An 18,036-nucleotide genomic window follows, 5' to 3' on the forward strand; every position below is an offset into this window, starting at 1 on the left:
GTACGTAACAAAGCGGGAAGTCGCCATTGTTTTTTCCCTTCATGATCCCGGCGCCATGTCGCGATGGCCGGGTACAGCATCGCTGGATGCAGGCTGCTTCACGAGCGCGCGCATACCGAAACGGACAAACCTCAGAAGAGCGCGCTGCACTTCGGCTTTCGGGGCTATCGCCTTTCGTTCTTTTTTCCGTGCGTGCTGAACAACTATAGGACGTGAATTGCGAATCCGGCGCAATTCACGGAAGCAGGAATCGGCTGCCGCGTCCGGCGTATTGCCCTTTGCAGCAGAAACTTAAGATGGCTTCGTTAGATGAGCGAGAACCAGGCAGCCGGCGCGCCGCCCTGCATTGCGGAATCGACGTCGCGCGAATTGCGCCGAATTCGAATACGGATGAGACATTCGGGCGATCGTATCGCAAGCCTATCTAATGCCTCAAGATGGCAGCGCCTGGAAGTTCGACGCTACTCGACAACCGCGCCCGGACGGCCGGCGTCCTTTGCTGAGAACGAGCACGCAGGATGAGAAGCCCAGAATGACATGATCACTTGAGACTATTGAGGTCCAATGCGTCGGCGATCGCCTGCATGCCAGCATCGTTCGGATGCAGGTTATCGCCACTGTTAAAAGCCGGCAGAAAGGAGGCTGCGTCAGCGGGATCGCTCACGGCGCGAGCCTGGTCCAGCACGGCATCGCAGCCGCTCGACGGACTCAGCACAAACGCGTTGATATCTTTGCGTGTTGCTTCGATCGCAGGCGTCCAGAACGGCGTGCCGCGAAACGGTGTGAGCGTAGAGCAGATAACCTTGACGCCGACCCGATGCGCGCGGCCGATCAACTGTTGAAACGCCGCGATCAGATCCTGTGCGCTGGCTGGTGACGGGGTGTTGAGGTTGTTGACGGCATCGTCGGAGACGATGATCCACTTCACTCCCGGCTGGCCCAACGCGTCGCGATCGAAGCGCTTGAGGCCGGCTTCACCATCGCCATCGGTGAAAAAGGTATTGCCGCTGATTCCCTCGTTCAGTACACCGACCGCCATGCCCGCGTTGAACAGGCGCACGGCAAGATCGTTTGGCCAGCGGTGATTAGTGTTGCTGCTGGATACGAGCCCCTCAGTGATCGACGCGCCGAATGCCACCACCGCGCCCGTTGCCTTTGCGTTCTGGACATCGACGTTCGTCAGAAAATAATATGCCTGACCGGCGGGGTTGGTGGTGGAGCCGGTGAAGGCCGGATCGGCGCCGACGTTGCCCGGCGCGACATAGACGTCCTGTAGCGAGCCGTCGTGACCCGTCGGGCGCGGTGGCGCCGCGCCGGGCAGATACAGGCTGACGGCAATATCCGCGAGTGGCGGCACGTCGAAGGAAACAGGGTCGCTTGCGATTGATGCGCCTGCGGGCAGCGTCACGCTTTGTTGACCTCCGAACGTCACGGTTCTGGTGCTGCTGGCGACCGTAATGGGACCGCTGTCGCGCAGGGCAACATAAACGTTGCCGATCACGACTGCCTGGCTCCCGTAAAGGTTCGACAACTGCACACGCACGGCAGACCCGCCAACGCTGGTGTGCACAATCTGACGCACGGTCTGGTTGTTAAAGCCCGGTGCATCGGTGACCCATGGTGCGACAGCCCAGGTACCGACCCACTGGATCGATGACGTGCCGATCGTTGCCGAGCTATCGGACACTCCGCCACCACCACCGCCACAGGAAAGACAGGCCACCGCGAAAAGCGCGATCAGTGCGTGTCGAGGCCACGCGCCAGTACTATCGGCCAAGCGTTGCAATTGGTCCATGGGGTGCCTCTCGAAGCGGTCAGGCGAACCGCAAGAACGTCAACCTGCGCGGGAACAAATGCTTCAATGAACTGAGCACCTTTCATACCCGCGCATCTCCTTGCGTCGGATAATCGCCGATTAAGCGCCGGCTACGGTCAGCTTGTGGACGTCCGTTACGTCCGTTCCCTGGGCGGAGCCGACGCTCTAATGCCGGTTTAAGAGGAAGATCGAACGGCAGAAGATCGTCACATCGCGCGACTGAATGAAGATCGAATATACAGGGGACCGGCCGCGCCAGCTGTGGATGGAAACGGAAAAGGAGGCGGCGAGTCGCGATAGCAGCCTCGCCAAAGAACGGGCGAGCTCTGCAGTGTTCACATGCGCAAAGAGGCGCCCATTCAGTTACCTTTATGGCTTGATGGTTCCGTTCACGAACCGGTCAACACATGCGATTTCCCGGCGCGGTGTGGCATCCGGCAGCCGCATGGGAACGGCGGACTCGCCCGAAGTGCCCGCGCGCGCAGTCTTCGACCGGGAGCGGACGAATCAGGCCGCGGCAGGCCGTTCGCGATTTTTTCGACGCCGCCTGTCCGTCGGCGTGCGGCCCGCGCGTCATTGTGATGGCGGCCCGATGTATTCGACCGCCTCAACCCCATGACGGAGGCTCATATGCAATACCTGTTGATGATCTATTCGGAAGAAAACGGTTGGAGCCAGATGACCGATAGCGAGCGGCAGCAAGGCGTCGCCGCGTACCAGGCGTACACCGAGTCGTTGAAGAAAGCGGAGGCGCTGGTGGGCGCCAACCGGCTGCAGCACACGAACACGGCGACCACGGTGCGGCTCGTCGACGGCAAGCCACAGGTGCTCGATGGACCGTATTCCGATTCGAAGGAGCAGCTCGCCGGCTACTACCTGATCGATGTGCCCAACCTGGACGCGGCGATCGCGTGGGCGTCGCGTTGTCCCGGCGCGGCGCACGGCATGATGGAAGTGCGCCCGGTCTGGACCGCTCCCTACGATGCGCCATCGGCATGAGTCTGTCCGGCTGCGGCCGCGACGCTGACGGCGCCGCGCGCTCGATTGCCGAGGCGGTCGCTCGCCGCAGTTACGGCAAGCTCGTTGCGCTGCTGGCGATGCGCACGCGCGACGTCGCCGCGGCCGAGGACGCGCTGGCCGACGCATTCGCGGCCGCGCTCGCAGACTGGCCGGAGCGCGGCTACCCCGCGAATCCCGAAGCGTGGCTGATGACGGTTGCGCGCCGCCGGGCGATCGACGGCGCGCGCCATCACCGTGTCGGCGGAGAAGTGGTGAACCAGCTCGCGATCCTCGCTGACGAGATCGACGAGCATGAAGCAGGCGCGTTGCCCGACCGGCGGCTTGCGCTGCTGTTCGCGTGCACGCACCCTGCCCTCGAGGCCGCGATCCGCACGCCGCTGATGCTGCAGGTGGTGCTGGGGCTCGAAGCGAAGACGATTGCGTCCGCGTTCCTGATGTCGCCGGCCGCGATGAGCAAGCGTCTCGTGCGGGCGAAGAACAAGATCCGCGAAGCGGGCATTCCGTTCAGTGTGCCCGAGCACGAAGAGTTGCCCGGCCGGCTCGATGCGGTGCTGGAAGCCGTCTATGCGGCGTACGCGGAAGGCTGGACCGACCCGCTCGGCGGCGATACCGGACGGCGCGATCTCACGGGCGAGGCGCTGTTTCTTGCACAACTGCTCGTCGAGCTGCTGCCCGAAGAGCCCGAAACGCTGGGTCTGCTCGCGCTGATGCTGTACGCGCAGGCGCGGTGCGACGCGCGACGCGATGCGGCTGGCGACTATGTGCCGCTATCGGCGCAGGACCCGGCGACGTGGAACGCACCGATGATCGACGCAGCCGACGCATTGCTGCGGCGCGCGAACGCTTTCAACGCAATCGGACGCTTTCAGCTCGAGGCCGCGCTGCAGTCGGCACACGTGCATCGTTGCCGCACGCATCGTCCGAACTGGATCGAGGTCGTGCAACTTTATGATGCGCTGCTCGCGATCGCAGCGTCGCCCGTGGTCGCGGTGAACCGTGCACTCGCGCTGGCGGAACGCGACGGCCCGCAGGCGGCGCTCGACGCGCTCGAGCCGTATGCGGACGATCCGCGGCTGGACGAGTACCAGCCATACTGGGCCGCGCGCGCCGATCTGCTCGCGCGTGCCGGCGCGACGGCCGAAGCGCTCGGCGCGTACGATCTCGCAATCGGCCTCGAACGCGATCCGGCCGTGCGCCGGTTCCTGCAGCGAAAGCGCACTGAGCTGTCATCGGCGAGCAGCTAAAACAGCGCGCTGCGTTTGCCGCGCAAGGTTGCCGCGCAAGGTTGCAAGCCGCGAGCCAACTCGGCTCAGTCGCCACGAAACACCCGTTCCCATCGAGGCACCCTTCCGGAAGGTCGACGTCCGTGACCTATTGGACCAAGGTCTCATTGACCGTCCCGACGTTCACGTGTCTGATTGGTGCAAAGGTTCACGTGTCCGTGACCTGGTCCGCGCCAGCGGAGCTCCCCATGACGGCGGATTCAGTTTATCGGGCGGGTTGAGGCGGGCAGCAAGTCCCACTCGACCCGTTCGATCAGACAGCACTGGATGGCGCCGACGATCTCAAGACGACACCAGAGGAAGTGACCGTGGGGTATGCGCAGCCGCACGCCCGCTCGGGAAGCCTCCTTTGCATGCCACCTGGCGACCCGCGAACACGTGATCTCCGCCGCTCTATGAATCGCATGGAGAGCAAACATGGACTGGAATCGCTGGTACAGCTTGAAGAGCTACCTGAGAACTTCGCTGTGGACTGTGCCGCTCATCGCAGTCGCGATCTATGCCGTGCTAAAGCCTCTCACTGAAATGGCGGGACGGTGGATGATCAGACAAGGATTCCTTGATCCGAAAACCGGCTTTCTCGGGCTGTCCATGACGGGGGCGCGGTCGTTGGTCGGCGACATCGTTTCCGCGGACCTCGCGTTTCTGGTATTTACGTTCGGTTCGTTGCTGGTCGCAATCCAGGTCGCGGGCGGGCAGTACACCCCGCGGATCATCGCGACGACGCTGCTGCGCGACAACATCATCCGCAGCATCTCGGGACTATTCGTTTTCTCACTGCTGTTCGCCAACAGGACGTTGGGCTGGATGGGTGAGAGTGAAGTACACCAGCTTCAAGTGTTCATCGCAGCGCTGTGCGGATTCGCTTCCGTCGTCGCTTTCCTTTTCCTGATCGATTACGCCGCGAAATCACTGCGTCCCGTAAGCCTTGTGGCTCGCGTTGGGGAACTCGGGACCGCGGTCATCGAGAGCGTGTATTCCGCCCCGACCAAGGGTGTAGTTACCCAGCCGGAACGTGACAAGGAGCGAGGCGTACCGGATCGCATTGTTCGTCAGCGCGGGACGTCCGGCATCGTTCTGGCCGTGAATCTGGAATTGCTGGTGGCCAAGGCGCGACGCGCTGGCGTAGTCATCGAATTCGTGCCGCAAGTCGGCGATTTCGTCGCGGTGGACGACCCCTTGTTTTATCTATACGGGAACGCCGACGCCATCAATGACGACAGGCTGCGCACGCTTGTCGCTTTCGGCACGGAACGCACGATGGAACAGGACCCGATGTTCGCGTTTCGCATTCTGGTCGACATCGCGCTAAAGGCGCTGTCGGCGGCGATCAACGATCCGACCACGGCCGTGCTTGCGATCGACCAGTTGCACCGGCTATTGCGCATGGTGGGCAAACGGTCGCTGCACGTCGAAGAGATCATGGATAAGTCGGGACAGGTGCGCGTGATCTTGCGAACGCCCAACTGGGAAGACTTCGTGCACATCAGTTTCCGCGAGATACGCCAGTGTGGCGTCGGCAGCATTCAAATCGCGCGGCGTCTGCGCGCGGCGATTGAGAACCTCGTCCAGAGCCTGCCGGAGCATCGTCATGACGCATTGCGCGTCGAGTTGACACTGCTCGATCGTGCAATCGCCTCGAAGCATCCATTTCCCGAGGATCTGGCGTTGGCCCGTATCCCGGACTCGCAAGGGCTTGGAGGTTCGGCGGCCTCGACAGCAAACAACTAGCCTTTTCGGAGGCGAGCCATGCGCAAACTCATCATGGGCATCGTCGATTTCCGCGAGAAAATGCTGCCGCAATACGCGAAGCGGTTCAGCCAACTGGCGCTCGCGCAGACGCCTGATGCGCTCTTCATCACATGCTCGGACAGCCGGGTTGTGCCGGACCTGCTGGCCTCGACCCATCCGGGCGATCTGTTCACGATGCGCAACGTCGGCAACCTGATACCACCGGCGACTGCAGAGGGGGCCTCGACGGGTGATCTATCCGAGGCAAGCGCGATCGAGTACGCGGTGCTGGTATTGAAAGTCGCGAATATTGTCGTGTGCGGGCATTCCGGGTGCGGTGCGATGAAAGCCGTGCATACACGCAGCGCCAAGCTGAAAGCGCCGAACCTCGATAAGTGGCTGTACCACGCGAACAACGCAGCGTTTCGCCTCGAACACGAAGGTCCGCTCGATGGCAGGCTGAAACCGTACGATCAATTGTCGCAACTGAACGTGCTCGTGCAGCTCGAGCATCTGATGACCTATCCGATCGTCCATCAGCAGGTCACGGCCGGGGCACTGGTATTGAGCGGCTGGTGGTTCGACATCGCGACGGGTGACATGTATGCCTATGAGCGCGCGACCCGCTCATTCGAAGTCATCGACCGCGCGATGGCTGATCGTATGATTGCGCGCCTGGCCGCACGGGCGCGGTGAAGAACATCACGGCAAGCGTCCCGTGGCGAGTCGAACAGGCATCATTTCCCGAGCGATTACAGAAGCCTCGCGAGATTCTGTGGCTGAACGTGAATGATGCCGCCTCGTGGACTGTCGATATCCGCGATGAGCGCAAGCGACAACGCAACCGTCATCGGCAAGATTGTGATGAGCAAGTCTCTTCGAAGATTACCCTTTGCGCCGTATCCCTGAACTACGCAGCCGAATAGCGCAACTACGAACATCAATATCCATGCGCCGATCGGAATGCGATTGATCGACGGCCGGATGATCGACGAATGCTGCCATGCGCCCCCCAGTGAAGGCCTCCAGCTAAGCGCTGTTGGAGTTCGTCCGGCGATATTTTTCTACGGTATCAGCTTAATAACCGCGTACTGGTTTTGATATTGGCCTTTGGTCCAATACCCTTGAGAGAGCAGCGGCCGCTTGAGGAAAGAAGAAATACGCCCTCGGGCTGTACCCAACGTGAAACCGAACCGCGAACTCGACGAATAGCGGAGCGAGCCGTTTGCTCCAGCGGCCCATCAGCTGTTCATAGCCGGCAGCCGCCTGGACATTGAAGGTTGATGTCATCATCGCCCTCAACAAGTGATCAACCGTTTTCAGCCGCGCCGTCGATCGCAGCAAGCAGATCTTCAGTATGAACCATCAGATCACGCGCCTGGCGCAGCATCGGATATTGGTGAAGCACAGCACGCCATCGAGGCGATTCCAGCAACTCATGCCAGACAGGCTCAAGGTCTTGCGCATCTGCATGTCGGCCGTCTGCGAAGGCGGTCGCGAATTCCAGGCTCGCCTGCGCGGACAAAAGCTGCATCCGGCTGGCGGCGCCTAGCAAACGCGGAGTCGTTTTCGCCGGCGCATCGCAGCAATAGAGAACCTTTTTGGCCAGACCGGCCTCGTCGGTTGTCAGCGCGCGTAGCGACGCGCCGCGCAGACGCACCGTCCCTTGCCGCGTCTCGAATGAATAAGCGACGTTTTCTTCGGCGTGTGCGAGCAGGCGCAATCCACGCAGCAGCCGTGAGAGGTCGGTCGTTGCAGCATCGACTGAGGCCTTGGCCTCGACGAACAGACAAACGTCGCAGAGCGTTGTTTCATCATCCGCGCTCGCACGTCTTAGCAGGACCGCGTCCCATTCGGTTTTGGCGCGCTCGGGGCTGGCCGGCAATGAAGGCGGCGCGCGCATCGAGGTCACGACGCGATATGACGCGCGATCACTCTGAGCCTCGTTGAGTCGTTGAGCCAACGCTTCGAGCGCCTGTGCGGCCAATGCTTCGACAGCAGCGCCACGCTGCTGCGACGCGACGCCATGCGCAACGGCGTTGGAGCTTCCCGAGCGGGGGCCATGCCCGTCCCATAGCAATCGGTACTGACGCACGAGATCATCCGACGCGAGCGCATCGAGACGCCGCAAGCGTTCCAACGCGGGACTGTCGAGTAGTCGAGCCAAGCCGCGCTCGAATGACGATTCGTTCGCCATCTCCGGCATGTCACGCAGACGTCGCGCGGCATCGTGCAGTTCTGACCAGGACGAGGACGACGCACACGCATGCAGTTGAGCCAGCGCCTCACGCTGCGGCCCCGGCAGGCGTCGTTGCTGTTTGGCCGGATGCGCGATCGCATTGACACTCGCATGGATCAGACGGCGGTCATGATCCGCGTGAGTGGACAGCGATGCGTACTCTTGCACCTGTGCCGTCCGGTGCCGAAGTACCATAGCCTGAAAAACAGGGTCTCCGGATTGCGTGCGCATCGCTTCATGGATCAAACGCGCGAGCGCTTCGACGAAAAGGCGCTTCGCTGACGCGGGCGGCACTTCGGCGCACGCCACTGCGCTGCGCGCCTGCTCGATTGCAATCGCGAGTACCGTCGATGGACTGGCGTTTTGTGTCTGATCAGGTGTGTCGGCGAACGCAGGCAAACGATAGCGGCGAGCGACGGTCCGCAACACCTGGTCGATCAACGGAGACAATGGCAGCAGGGACATGACGATAGAGACTGTATCTGCCGTTGTAGCGGCGTAGATCATTTGGCAACGCCGTAAGCAGATCTACGGTTGATCCGATGGTAACGGCGTTTCAGCCAATTCTCCACTTTGACACTACATCTAATGGTAACGGGACGTGCCGGGTTGACGACCCGCGAGTACGATATAAGCAGTTGAGCAACGAGTTTCAGGAGGCGCCATGAAAGCGGTGTGCCCGCTGCACGGGCCAACGACTATCATCCGCACCAACCAGTACGGATTTCCCGTCTATGCATGCTGCTGCAACGACGTGCCGTATGTCACGCCTCCGGACGCGTGCACGAGAGCGCCGACGCAACGCGGAGCCGAGCCGCAGCAGCAGCCCGAACCAGAGAAGACGAAAACGGAGTGACGCGGACGCGCGCCTCGCGCGTCATCCGGCTCAGGCAATCGAATTTCCCGGCTGATTCGAACCATGTGCTGGAGCCGATCCGGCTGATCCGATCGGCCGGCTGCAACAGGAAGTGCGCGAAACGGGCTGCGCGACGGTCAGAGACACTAACCTGACAGGCATGAGCAGGCATAAGCGCGGTTGCAGCGCCGCTCTTCGACGTCAACGGGCGCTTGTGCGCGGCACTCACCGCGTTGGGAGCGACAGGCGGGTTCGACTCGTCGGTCGACGGGCCGATTGCAACGGCGTTAAGAAAAGGAAGCAATGACGATCAGCGCTGAGCCTGGCTACGTGCCGAGGGCTCGTACGTCGTCGCCTCGCCTGCTCGCGCGCCTCGCGCAAAAAGCATCCAGGCAATGGAAAGATTTGTTCAGGGGCGTCCGCCCTGCTGACGGGCGTGAACCCGGACCGCAGCCTCAGCCCGCCGAACGCGGTGCCGGCCCGAGCCTCTCAGCAACGGCCGCACACGCGGCACGCAATGGCGCAACGTAGGTTTCGAGCGGCGTCTCGCTTCGCCTGAATAGCGGGATGCTGACGCTGATACAAGCAATCGGCAATCCGTCAGCGCTGCGAATCGCGCATCCGTAGCAGAAGATCTGCGCTTCGTTTTCTTCGCGGTCTTCCGCATAGCCGCGCTCGCGCGTCGCATTCAGTTCGGCGCGCAGCGCTGCGGGCTCGATGATCGTGTTGGGCGTGAAGCGCGTGAGCGTCAGGCCTTCGAGCAATGCATCGCGCGACGCGCGATCGAGTGCGGCGAGATACGCCTTGCCGACCGAACTCGAATACAGCGTCACGCGCGTGCCGATCCGCGATGCCATGCGCACCGCGTGCGGGCTCTCCAGCTTTTCGATGTAGACCATCTCGCTGCCGCTGCGCACGGCGAGGTGCACGGTTTCCTGCGTCGCGTCGCGCAACGCCTGCAACGCGTCCGCCGCGGCGACGCGCACATCGGAGCGCTCCCAGTTGCGGCTCGCGAGCATCATCAGTCGAGGCCCCAGCTCGAACGTCCCGCCGCGCAGACTCTCGATGACGAGCCCTTCCGCGATTAGCGCACCGACGATCCGATAAACGGTCGGACGCGGATAGCCACTCGAAGCAGCCAGTTGCGGCACACTCGGCGCATCCTTCGCATCGGCGATCAATTGCAGCACCGACATGAACTTCGAAAAGGCAGCCGTGCCCGTGGCGCGCGCGGCTTCGATGGCATCGGTGGCGGGATTGGACATGATCGTTTCGGGAACGGAAAAGGCGATGCGATTATAGCGAGCCGCCGTGCCGCCCCATTTCGGTATCGACGGGCGGCGGCATCACGCGACCAGGTATCCTCCATCGACGGGCAGGACTGTGCCCGTGATGAACGACGCGCCAGGCGAACAGAGAAACGCGACGGCGGGACCGATATCGTCGGGCGATCCCCAGCGTCCGAGGGGCGTGCGTTCGAGAATCGCCCGCGAGCGTTCGTCGTTGTCCTGCAACGCCTGCGTGAGCGGCGTCGTGATCCAGCCGGGCGCCACGGCATTCACGCGGATGCGATCGGCCGCGTACGCAATCGCAAGCGACTTGGTCAACTGCGCGACGCCGCCCTTGCTCGCGCTATAGCCTGGCACGAGCCCGCCGCCGAAAAAACTCAGCATCGAAGCCGTATTGACGATCGCCCCGCCGCGCTCGCGCAACAGCGGCCGCGCCGCCGCACACGCGCGCATCGTGCCCGTCAGGTTCACGTCGAGCACTTGCGCGAATACGTCGGGATCGAGTTCGTCGCCGCGACGTATCACGCCCGCGCAATTCACCAGCATGTCGAGCGACGTCAGCGACGCGAACAGCGCATCGACATCGTCCTTCGACGCCACGTCGAGCGACGCGGTCTCGATGCCGTCGGCGGCAAGCGCGCTGCGTTGCGCGTCGGTCGGCGCGAGCGCCGCCGCGATCACACGCGCGCCGAGCGCGGCCAGACAGCGCGCGATGCCCGCGCCGATGCCCTGCGTGCCGCCCGTGACGACGGCCGTTTTGCCTGCAAACAGATCGTGTTGAAACGTCATGTCGATGTGCAAGTTCAAGATTGGGTCACGCGTGCTTGCGCGGCTGCGCCTTGCTCGCCCTTGTCCTCGATCGGGACGCGCACGACGAACATGTACACGAGCGCCGCTGCGAACGCCACACCCGCGCTGATCAGAAACGCGTTGACGAACGAGTGCGTCCGGTCGACGACCACGCCCGTGATGAACGGTGCAAACGATCCGCCGAAATAGCCGCCGAAGTTCTGGATACTGCCAAGCGACGCCACCAGATGACGCGGCGTCGCGACGCTGACGAGCGCCCATGCTGCGCCGCTCGCGAGATTGACGAAGTACATCGCAAGCGACAGATAGACGATCGCGAGCGTCAACGTCGGCGTGTATGCGGCGGGCACGGTGAACACGGCCGCGCCGATCAGCCCGCAACAGATCGGCCACTTGCGGCTGCGCATCGGCTCCATGCCGCGCGCCATCAGGCCATCGGCGATAAAGCCGCTCGACAGCATGCCGAGCGTGCCGAAGATGTACGGAATCGACACGACCCAACCCGTCTTCGCAATGCTCAGATGGCGTTCGTGTTCGAGATACGCGGGCAGCCACGTCAGATACAGCCACACCATGTAGATCACGCCCATGAAGCCGAAGATCATGCCCCACGTCGTTGCGGACGCAAACAGGCCGCGCCATTCAGCGAACGTCATCTTGCGTTCGGCGCGCGCGTGCGGTTCTTCTTCCGTCAGGTGCCTGACCTCGTTCGGCTCAAGTGTCACGTCGCCGCGATTGCGATAGATCAGGTACCAGCCGATCGCCACCGCGATGCCAAGCACGCCCATCACGACGAACATCCAGCGCCAGCCGAACGCGAGCAGCAGCACCGTGAGAATCGGCGGCGCGAGAGCGGGTCCGATCGTCGACGAGGTCGTGAAGATGCCTGTCGGCCGGCCGCGTTCGCGCAGCGCGTACCATTCGCTGACGACTTTCGCGCCCGCCGGGAATTGCGGCGCCTCGCCGATGCCGAGTGCAATGCGCGCCGCCAGAAACTGCGGCAACGTATGAACGAGGCCGCCGCACAACTGCGCGCACGACCACACGAACATGCCCAGGCCGAGCATCACGCGCGCGCCGAAGCGGTCCAGCATCGCGCCCACGGGAAGCTGCGAAAACGCGTACGCAAACGAGAATGCCGACAACAGCAAGCCCATCTGCGAAGCCGAGAGGCCCAGTTCGGCGCTCACCGAATGATTGGCGATGGAGAGCGTACTGCGATCCAGATAATTGACGATGCCCGCCAGAGTGAGGAACGTCAGCGCGATCCATTGAATGCGCCGCAGGCGCGGTGTTTTCGGTTGCATGTGTTGTCTCCTCCGATGCTCTTTTGAGTCTTTGTGGAAGGTTCGTTGGATACTGCGAGTGTTGACGGCGATGAATCAGTAAGTGGCGCGGCCTCCGGACAGATCGAACACCGCACCCGTGTTGAACGAGCACGACGACGAACAGAGCCACAGCGCGAGCTCGACGACTTCATGGGGTTCGCCGAGACGCTTCATCGGGCTCTTGTCGATCATCGTCTGCACGTGCGAGGGCGACATCTGTTCGAGCAGCGACGTGCGTACCGCCGCGGGCGCAATCGCATTGACGAGCACGCCCGTTTGCGCGAGCTCCCTGCCGAGCGACTTCGTCAACGCGAGCACGCCAGCCTTCGCGGCGCTGTACGCCGACGCGTTCGGCGTGCCCTCCTTGCCCGCAAGCGATGCGATGTTGACGATGCGCGCCTGTCCCTCGCGACGCAGAACGGGCACCAGTTGACGGCAGACGTTGAAGGTGCCCGTCAAATTGACGTCGACGATGCGCGACCATTCGGCGGGATCGTATTGTTCGAGCGGCATTGTCGGCCCCGCATAGCCGGCGTTGTTGACGAGCAGCGCGATGCCGCCGAAGCGTTCGAGCGTCGCGTTTGCGGCGCGCTCGACGGAATCGATATCCGTGATGTCGACGGCGAAGCGCGCGATGCGCGAATCGTGGGAATTGCTGGCGTCGGCGGATTCCATGTCGCGATCCCATACGGCCACCGATGCGCCGCAATCCGCGAGCCGCTGAACGATCGCAGCGCCGATGCCGCGTGCGCCGCCCGTGACGACGGCCACGGCGCCTGAAAAGTCATACGATGCGCGGCGCAATTCGAAAGGCGCGCTCACCGCTCACCTCACGAACTGATCGACGTAACTCGCGCCGAGCCCGACGCGCTCGTAGTGCGCGCGGCACATGTCGAGCTTCGTGAACACGTCTTCATAGCCGGTGTGCTTGCCGTACGGATCGCAGTAGTACATCACGCCGTTGACCTGGAAGTACGTGATCATCTCCTCGACGTCTTCCGGCACATACAGCGTGTGCGTTTCGCCCGGCGGCTCGAACACATAGCTTCCTTCGTTGGCCACCCAGTCGTGTTCGAGATAGCGCCAGCGGCCCTTGAGCACCATCCCATGCACAGCCTGCGGATGACGATGCCGACTCAGGACGCCCGACTTGCGCACGCGCAGCAGGTTCATCCAGTAGCCACTCGATACGTTCAGGCACAGTGGCCGGAACCAGACGTTTTCGGCCTGCGGAACCCATAGGCGTTCGTCTTGCGGAATCGCGGACTCGACGACGATTTCGCGCAACGCTTCGGGCGGATTGGGAAGCTGGTAGGGCGTCATCGCATCGACGCCACTCGGTCGGGTTGCCATCTCGTCTCCTATGTGCCGTCCATATTATGGACATTAACTTCGTATTGTGGACACATAGTCGGACGATTTGCGGAACGTGTCAAGCGCCTGTGCGGCTCTGACTCAGTCGATTCCGTGCGTTTCCACTCGCGATGCGAGCGGAAACGGATGATGCAGATACGATGTGCCTTGAGGTCAGGTATCCGCGTTGGCCGCCACGAAACTCGTGAATGCGCTGTACGGCGGATTGAGCGTCACTCCATTGGTCATAATGCCAAAGGTGTTGTCTCCGCTGTCGAGGACGAAGTACATCACAGACTGAATGTTGTGCGTCTTGCGCCCCTGATAGAACTTGCCAAGCGTGCTCGTGATGTAACTCGCGCGATAGTCCTGAGATTTCTCCGGGCCGGTGTTCCATTCGGTGATGACGAACGGCACGCCATATCGGGCCTTGCAATACGTAGGCAAGTCGAACCCCGGGCCTGCACCATCAATGCCGATGTTGAAGATGTCGCCGTACACCTCGTAGTTGTGCCACGTCGTGATGTCCCATCGCACCTTCGGATAGCCGCCGGAGCCATCCGGTTGCATGCCGTCCCACAGCGCATCGGCTGCGCCAATATCCGCGACACAGAAGTTGATGCCGCATTTCGCGTTGGATTGAACCGCCTTTACGCCGTCGATCATCCCGCGCATCACACCGCGCATGACGGGCCAATTCAGATTGTTGAAGTCGATTGCTTTGGTGCCTGCGCTGGTGAAGTCGAGGACAGTCGGAACCTGCCGCGTCAGTTCGTTCCCGCATTCATAGACCGTGACACCGTATGGCTTGAGTGCATTGGCAACGGTCATCGCAGCCTGCAATCCGCGGTTATATGCGGCGGACTCACTGGTAAACAGAATGCCATTCGAATCGAAGATACCCTGGTTGATCAGCACGAGCAGCGAAATGCCACTCGGCTGGAATGCTTGCGCCAGTTTGACGACTGCATTCACCTGCTTCGGGTCGTCGGAGCATCCCACGCGATAATTCGTGCAGCCCATGCTCTTCAGGATCGAGATGAGTTGTGCGGGCGTGTACGTATAGTCGAAGTGTCCGTTGATGCCGTAAAACGATCCTGGAGGAGCGCCGACGTCGACGCGAGGATCGCTACACGGCAGCCATTTGTCGAGGTCGGTGTGCACGTAGAACTGTCCGCCCGTGCCGATGTGCCACATCTTTCCGCCGTACCAGAGCAGCAGCGACACGTTGTACGTGTTGCCCACGGTACTGCCGTTGCGATAAATGACACCGTTGCTCACCGTCCATTTCGAGCCCATCTTGTCGATGATCGACGTCGCAGAAGGGATCGCCGTCCCGTCGGGCGACGCTCCTGCCGCGACCCCGGAAGTCTGACCATACGCGTTCAGAAGATAAGCACCACCGAGAGCCGTGAGGCCGCCGAGAAATTGACGTCGTTTAATCATTGTTAATTCTTCCCTATCGAGAAAGTTTCTAGAACAAACACAACCAGGTGATCGCTTGAACTGGGAAAGACGGCGCGAGCGAATCCGCATTACGCAGTAGTCCTTACTGGTAACAGCGATTCTTCACCTGCTCGATGCGGGGAAATGGAGAACTGCGTGAACCGCCTCTACGACATGGAGGCGGTGATGCTAAAGCGCGGATGTCGCCATGCTCGCAGGCACACGCTTTCGAGCCCAGCAGAACTTTGCGCAGCGGGTTTCGACGATTCTCCTTTTTATCCTGCCACTACTGCCGCCTATCCTGATATTGCGCTGATGCACTACGCAAACATTGGCATTCGCATATAACCGGTTCTGCAAGTTATTCGCGCATGCCCGTTCGACCGGGGTAAATAATACGCGCATCGCGGCTCGATTTGCATAGGCAAGCAGTACATTCGTCTAATTAGCGCGATTCTTTCTATCTTCATTTTCGGAAAGGAAATTCCGCCTTTCTGATTGCCGAAAGCAAAGTTCTTTCGCGAGTCTCTGACGGCCCATTCTTCCGACGAGGTAATTATTGGACGTTGTTCGCTCAAAAGTGCGCGGTACCGTCGATTGGCGATCGGCACAATCAGCGACAAGATGCGCCGCGCCTTTAGACGGCAAGACATAATTACCGGTAATACGCCGGTCAAATACCGCCAAAAATTTAATCGTGTTGAGAATTTTTTTTCGGAATCGACCCTGGCGTCAATCGCACTGACGCGCCAAAGATCAGGCTATTTCGGCATGCGACCCTGCAAGTCGAGATAAAGCTGCGCTGCTCCACCGCTCACGCGCTCGAGCGGATGAGCGTTGCAGTAGTTGTCCATCCACGCCATCAGCGAGTCGTAGTCGGTATCGCGCAGAATATCGACGCGGCTTCCCGTCGCGAGCCCGCTCAGATACCCAAGGAGCCAGGACTCGCTCGTCGCCTTGTCGGGGAGCGAGTTTTTTCGGGCTATCCACTGGCCGCATGACGGAACGCCCATTGCGGTCGTCGCGTGCGCAGCGTCGGGGCAGATCATGGCAGATGCGATCACCAGAACGCCTAGCCATCGTCGGAACAGATGTGTCATTCGTTTCTCACCGGTTTTCAGTTGCTCGAAGGTTCCGGTGATAAGAATGCAATTTCGCGTTTCGGTTCCTGCATGCGCGAGCATAAGCGACGCGGCGCTGAATCACGACGAGTCCGAGCGGGTCTACGGCATCACGCGGCGGGTGGCCCGCTCGTCCCTCTCACGACAAGTTCGATAGGCAGGCATTCGGATTCGGGCGCTGTCTCGTCCTTCATCCAGTGCAACAGCGCGCGCAGCGTGCACGCCGGGTTCATACATCGGCAGCAGAACCGTGGTCAGAGAAGGCGTCATCTGCGAGGAGTTCTCCGCTCCTCGTTGCGTCGGTGGGCTTCTACAACATGATCGGCATTCTGATGCTCGCGCCCGCGCTCGGGCTGATCGCGGCGCTCCTGATCAAATGGGAATCCGTCGGAGCGACGATCGAAGAGAGCGACGGGCAGCATCGCGCGGACGAAGCCGTGCTCGAAGGCAACAATCTAGCGGATCGCGGCTTGGGGACGACGCGTTGCCTGCGATCGCGTGAGCGACCGATGCCGTGAATGAAGCGCGGCCGAAGCGCAATCCGACATGTCGACGCTACAGAACGAAGCGAGAAGCGTTCGGCGCCATTCACGGCTACCGCAGATCGGCGCGCAGTTCGCGCACGCCGCGCCCCAGGCGCTGACGCAGCAGCGTTCGCAGCGTCGCGCCGTCGACATAACCGACTTCCGTGGCGATCGCCTCGAGGTCGAGGCCGCTGCCGTGCAGAAGCGATTGCGCGCGCTCGACACGCAAGTCCTGAAAGTAGGCAAGAGGCGATTTCCCGAGCACCTCCTGGCAGCGGCGCTGCAACGTGCGCGCGCTGGTCGCGAGCGCGGCGGCGGCGTCCTGCAGCGAAAAGCCGTCCTTCAGATGATTGCGTGCCCATCGCTCGAAACGCTCGATCAAAGGGTCCGCCAGCGCCAGATGATTCGGAATGATGTACGGCGCCTGTAGCGAGCGGATATCGGCGAGCAGGTAACGCGAGACAAGTGTGGCCAACTCCGGGCTCGCCTTGCGGATCAGCCAGAGCGCGAGATCGAGGTGCCCCATCGCGGCGCCCGCGGTCACGCCGATGTCGGTTGCCACGAGCATGCGCGATTCGTCGAGGGAAACATTCGGATAGCGTTGCCTGAAGAGAGGCGCGAGCGACCAGGTCGTCGTCGCTTCCCGATGATCGAGCAGGCCCGCTTCGGCGACCAGAAACGTCCCGATACACGACGCGCCGATGAACGCGCCTTCGTCGCGCCACTTGAGCAGTTGCGCGGCGGCCTGCTTCACATCCGCGCGCTCCAGCGCGGGAATCAGCAAATCCGGAGTCGATGCGCCGATTGCGGGAACAACGACCCAATCCGGCTTCAGCGCCGGCGTGATCGCTTGCACGGGGATCGAGAAGCCGTGCCCCGAGCGCACTCTCTTGCGCACGCCCACGACTGTCACGTCGAAGCGCGGTGCCCCGCCTATCGCGCGTGAAGCGAGCTTGTTCGCGGCTCCGAGCGCGTCGAGCGTGACGGCGAGCCCTGTGTCGAACAATCCATCGAGAGCGAGTATGGCGATGCGCATGGCGTAAATGACCATAAAGGTGTCATATGCGACGATACAGCTTTTTGCGTCCGAGGGCTACATTGGACCCCGTCGCACATCGTCGCGCGCAATCATCAGCACATCCTCATGCGCCGCGAAATGCGCCGCATCCGGGTTCTCGTTGACGCAGAACTGCGAGGCTAGCGTGCACGCACGCTATCGA

The 18,036-nt window shown here is 61.8% G+C and carries 16 protein-coding genes and 2 pseudogenes; 7 read left to right on the forward strand and 11 right to left on the reverse strand.

Annotated features, from left to right (window positions below; translation table 11 throughout):
- Positions 1-541 precede the first annotated feature (541 nt).
- Positions 542-1,795 carry a GDSL-type esterase/lipase family protein gene (locus AB4Y32_RS31065; protein WP_368724987.1) on the reverse strand — a complete coding sequence of 418 codons (1,254 nt, stop codon included), beginning with the start codon at positions 1,793-1,795 and terminating at the stop codon, positions 542-544.
- 651 nt (positions 1,796-2,446) lie between these two features.
- Between AB4Y32_RS31065 and AB4Y32_RS31070 the strand changes: the two genes are divergently transcribed.
- The 4 genes from AB4Y32_RS31070 to AB4Y32_RS31085 all read left to right on the forward strand — a co-directional run bounded on the left by AB4Y32_RS31070 (position 2,447) and on the right by AB4Y32_RS31085 (position 6,546).
- Entirely contained in the window at positions 2,447-2,815 is a 369-nt protein-coding gene (locus AB4Y32_RS31070) for a YciI family protein (RefSeq protein ID WP_368724988.1), read from the forward strand.
- Positions 2,812-4,080, forward strand: coding sequence for an RNA polymerase sigma factor (locus tag AB4Y32_RS31075; RefSeq protein ID WP_368724989.1), 1,269 nt, complete (start codon positions 2,812-2,814; stop codon positions 4,078-4,080). The genes AB4Y32_RS31070 and AB4Y32_RS31075 overlap by 4 nt, the downstream gene beginning before the upstream one ends.
- A gap of 456 nt (positions 4,081-4,536) precedes the next feature.
- A complete protein-coding gene (locus AB4Y32_RS31080) occupies positions 4,537-5,850 on the forward strand; it encodes a DUF2254 domain-containing protein (protein ID WP_368724990.1) in 1,314 nt (437 codons plus the stop codon).
- Positions 5,851-5,868: 18 nt separating this feature from the next.
- Entirely contained in the window at positions 5,869-6,546 is a 678-nt protein-coding gene (locus tag AB4Y32_RS31085) for a carbonic anhydrase (RefSeq protein WP_368724991.1), read from the forward strand.
- Positions 6,547-6,602: 56 nt separating this feature from the next.
- Here AB4Y32_RS31085 and AB4Y32_RS31090 read toward each other — a convergent pair.
- Positions 6,603-6,824, reverse strand: a pseudogene (locus AB4Y32_RS31090) (hypothetical protein); the annotation flags it as partial.
- Between the two features lie 335 nt (positions 6,825-7,159).
- Positions 7,160-8,554, reverse strand: coding sequence for a 3-deoxy-D-arabino-heptulosonate 7-phosphate synthase (locus tag AB4Y32_RS31095; RefSeq protein WP_368724992.1), 1,395 nt, complete (start codon positions 8,552-8,554; stop codon positions 7,160-7,162).
- Between the two features lie 458 nt (positions 8,555-9,012).
- Between AB4Y32_RS31095 and AB4Y32_RS31100 the strand changes: the two are divergent.
- Positions 9,013-9,275 (forward strand): annotated as a pseudogene (locus AB4Y32_RS31100) (IclR family transcriptional regulator domain-containing protein); the annotation flags it as partial.
- Between the two features lie 125 nt (positions 9,276-9,400).
- Here AB4Y32_RS31100 and AB4Y32_RS31105 read toward each other — a convergent pair.
- The 6 genes from AB4Y32_RS31105 to AB4Y32_RS31130 form a co-directional block, all read right to left on the reverse strand.
- Entirely contained in the window at positions 9,401-10,210 is an 810-nt protein-coding gene (locus AB4Y32_RS31105; protein ID WP_368724993.1) for an IclR family transcriptional regulator, read from the reverse strand.
- 81 nt (positions 10,211-10,291) lie between these two features.
- On the reverse strand, positions 10,292-11,023 hold the full coding sequence (locus AB4Y32_RS31110) for an SDR family NAD(P)-dependent oxidoreductase (protein WP_368724994.1): 732 nt from the start codon (positions 11,021-11,023) through the stop codon (positions 10,292-10,294).
- 14 nt (positions 11,024-11,037) lie between these two features.
- Complete coding sequence (locus AB4Y32_RS31115) at positions 11,038-12,351, reverse strand: MFS transporter (protein WP_368724995.1); 1,314 nt, start codon at positions 12,349-12,351, stop codon at positions 11,038-11,040.
- A gap of 75 nt (positions 12,352-12,426) precedes the next feature.
- Positions 12,427-13,194 (reverse strand): SDR family NAD(P)-dependent oxidoreductase, encoded by a 768-nt coding sequence (locus AB4Y32_RS31120; RefSeq protein WP_368724996.1) that lies wholly within the window; start codon positions 13,192-13,194, stop codon positions 12,427-12,429.
- Positions 13,195-13,197: 3 nt separating this feature from the next.
- Complete coding sequence (locus tag AB4Y32_RS31125) at positions 13,198-13,725, reverse strand: 2,4'-dihydroxyacetophenone dioxygenase family protein (RefSeq protein ID WP_368724997.1); 528 nt, start codon at positions 13,723-13,725, stop codon at positions 13,198-13,200.
- Between the two features lie 174 nt (positions 13,726-13,899).
- Entirely contained in the window at positions 13,900-15,171 is a 1,272-nt protein-coding gene (locus AB4Y32_RS31130) for a hypothetical protein (protein WP_368724998.1), read from the reverse strand.
- A 156-nt stretch (positions 15,172-15,327) separates the two neighbouring features.
- Here AB4Y32_RS31130 and AB4Y32_RS31135 point away from each other — a divergent pair, with 156 nt between their 5' ends.
- The gene (locus tag AB4Y32_RS31135; protein WP_368724999.1) at positions 15,328-15,519 is read left to right on the forward strand and encodes a hypothetical protein; all 192 of its coding nucleotides are present in this window, start codon (positions 15,328-15,330) and stop codon (positions 15,517-15,519) included.
- Positions 15,520-15,932: 413 nt separating this feature from the next.
- On the opposite strand, the gene AB4Y32_RS31140 is transcribed toward AB4Y32_RS31135, so the two are convergent.
- On the reverse strand, positions 15,933-16,235 hold the full coding sequence (locus tag AB4Y32_RS31140) for a hypothetical protein (protein WP_368725000.1): 303 nt from the start codon (positions 16,233-16,235) through the stop codon (positions 15,933-15,935).
- A gap of 359 nt (positions 16,236-16,594) precedes the next feature.
- On the opposite strand from AB4Y32_RS31140, the gene AB4Y32_RS31145 reads away from it, so the two are divergent.
- Entirely contained in the window at positions 16,595-16,810 is a 216-nt protein-coding gene (locus AB4Y32_RS31145) for a hypothetical protein (RefSeq protein WP_368725001.1), read from the forward strand.
- Positions 16,811-16,886: 76 nt separating this feature from the next.
- On the opposite strand, the gene AB4Y32_RS31150 is transcribed toward AB4Y32_RS31145, so the two are convergent.
- Positions 16,887-17,852: a GlxA family transcriptional regulator gene (locus AB4Y32_RS31150; RefSeq protein WP_368725002.1), complete on the reverse strand. Its 966-nt coding sequence runs from the start codon at positions 17,850-17,852 to the stop codon at positions 16,887-16,889.
- Between the last annotated feature and the right edge of the window lie 184 nt (positions 17,853-18,036).

The organism is Paraburkholderia phymatum (assembly GCF_040965635.1).
Lineage (GTDB): Bacteria > Pseudomonadota > Gammaproteobacteria > Burkholderiales > Burkholderiaceae > Paraburkholderia > Paraburkholderia phymatum_B.

Coding starts and splice junctions, on each gene's coding strand:
- AB4Y32_RS31065 (WP_368724987.1), bottom strand. CDS start 1,795: ATGGACCAATTGCAACGCTTGGCCGATAGTACTGGCGCGTGGCCTCGA.
- AB4Y32_RS31070 (WP_368724988.1), top strand. CDS start 2,447: ATGCAATACCTGTTGATGATCTATTCGGAAGAAAACGGTTGGAGCCAG.
- AB4Y32_RS31075 (WP_368724989.1), top strand. CDS start 2,812: ATGAGTCTGTCCGGCTGCGGCCGCGACGCTGACGGCGCCGCGCGCTCG.
- AB4Y32_RS31080 (WP_368724990.1), top strand. CDS start 4,537: ATGGACTGGAATCGCTGGTACAGCTTGAAGAGCTACCTGAGAACTTCG.
- AB4Y32_RS31085 (WP_368724991.1), top strand. CDS start 5,869: ATGCGCAAACTCATCATGGGCATCGTCGATTTCCGCGAGAAAATGCTG.
- AB4Y32_RS31095 (WP_368724992.1), bottom strand. CDS start 8,554: ATGTCCCTGCTGCCATTGTCTCCGTTGATCGACCAGGTGTTGCGGACC.
- AB4Y32_RS31105 (WP_368724993.1), bottom strand. CDS start 10,210: ATGTCCAATCCCGCCACCGATGCCATCGAAGCCGCGCGCGCCACGGGC.
- AB4Y32_RS31110 (WP_368724994.1), bottom strand. CDS start 11,023: ATGACGTTTCAACACGATCTGTTTGCAGGCAAAACGGCCGTCGTCACG.
- AB4Y32_RS31115 (WP_368724995.1), bottom strand. CDS start 12,351: ATGCAACCGAAAACACCGCGCCTGCGGCGCATTCAATGGATCGCGCTG.
- AB4Y32_RS31125 (WP_368724997.1), bottom strand. CDS start 13,725: ATGGCAACCCGACCGAGTGGCGTCGATGCGATGACGCCCTACCAGCTT.
- AB4Y32_RS31130 (WP_368724998.1), bottom strand. CDS start 15,171: ATGATTAAACGACGTCAATTTCTCGGCGGCCTCACGGCTCTCGGTGGT.
- AB4Y32_RS31150 (WP_368725002.1), bottom strand. CDS start 17,852: ATGCGCATCGCCATACTCGCTCTCGATGGATTGTTCGACACAGGGCTC.